The following is a 1,212-nucleotide window of genomic DNA, read 5'->3' as shown; positions in this document are numbered from 1 at the left end:
CCCTAAAACATGAAGTATTACGTCCTTTGCCATAACGGGAAAAGCAGGTTTTCCCTCGAGATTGATATTGACAATTGAAGGCACTTTAAACCAGAGACGGCCCGTCAAAAGAATAATGGCTAAATCCGTCGCTCCCACCCCAGTTGCAAAGCAGCCAAGAGCTCCAAGCGTAGTGGTATGAGAATCCGTCTCGATGATCACTTTGCCGGGACCAACCAGGCCGCTTTCTGCCAATAATTGATGACAAATCCCCTCGCCTATATCGTAGAGCAAGTTTATCCCCATCTTTTCGCAAAATTCTCTCATTTGCTTCTGATTGTCTGCAGCTTTTATTGTGGGAGGTGGGGAATAGTGATCGAAGACAAAAGTCACTCTTTCGGGATGTGCAACTTTCTTTCCTCCCATTTCGTAAAAGGACTTTATTACTTGAAGATAAAGGTCGTTAACTTCCGCTAAATCAACGTCGGCCTCAACAATCTCTCCCGTCCTGACGCTTTTTTTCCCGGACGCTTTGGCTAACAATTTTTCAATCGCGTGCATATAGATCATCCTCCTTCGCATAACCGTTTAGACCGTTTAATGGAACAAAAAACTGCAACCCAAGCGACTGGGTAAAGCGATAAATACGCTCCTGTGACATACGAACGTGTTCATAGGCTCTTCTTTCGGCTTCAGCTGCATTTCCTTCTGCTATAGCATCGACAATCCCAGCATGTTCCATCCAAATCTCCTTGGGCCATTTTTCAAAGGGCATGGGTGCCTTTTCTTTGGGAAAAGAGAAAACATTGCGTTCATATAACCTAATGATCCCTTCGTGTATCCTGCATAAGACATCATTGTGCGAGGTTGCTACTACGATGGCATGAAAGATAGAATTCCACTTTTCGCCCAATAACGCCTTGTCGGGCCTGTCTTCCTCAAAAAGCTCTTCCATTTTGAAAATGGTTTCTTTAAGCTTTTTCAAATCCGATTGTGTTTTTCTTTTCGAGGCAATTGCTGCTGCTTTGGGCTCAATTATCAACCTAGCTTCAAATACCTGCGGAAGAATATCGAGGGGCCAGTCCATCAAAAACGATAGCGGTAGCGAAATTTCGCTCCACGCCTTTTCTCTTATAAAAATACCCTGGCGATCCCGAACTTCAATTATGCCAAAGGCTTCAAGGATCGCCAGGGCTTCTCTAATCAAGGGACGAGTGACCTGAAACATGCTGG

The 1,212-nt window shown here is 44.6% G+C and carries 2 protein-coding genes; both read right to left on the bottom strand.

Going from position 1 to position 1,212, the window contains the following annotated elements:
• Window positions 1-540, bottom strand: a 540-nt coding sequence (locus tag Q7P41_RS10555) for an aconitase family protein (RefSeq protein ID WP_303884111.1), incomplete at its 3' end; no start/stop codon positions are given.
• A partial coding sequence (locus Q7P41_RS10550) for a FadR/GntR family transcriptional regulator (protein ID WP_303884109.1) occupies window positions 527-1,212 on the bottom strand: 686 nt, incomplete at its 5' end. The genes Q7P41_RS10550 and Q7P41_RS10555, both read right to left, overlap by 14 nt.

The sequence above is a fragment of the Acetomicrobium mobile genome (assembly GCF_937920065.1).
This window is presented reverse-complemented; position numbering and strand designations above follow the sequence as displayed.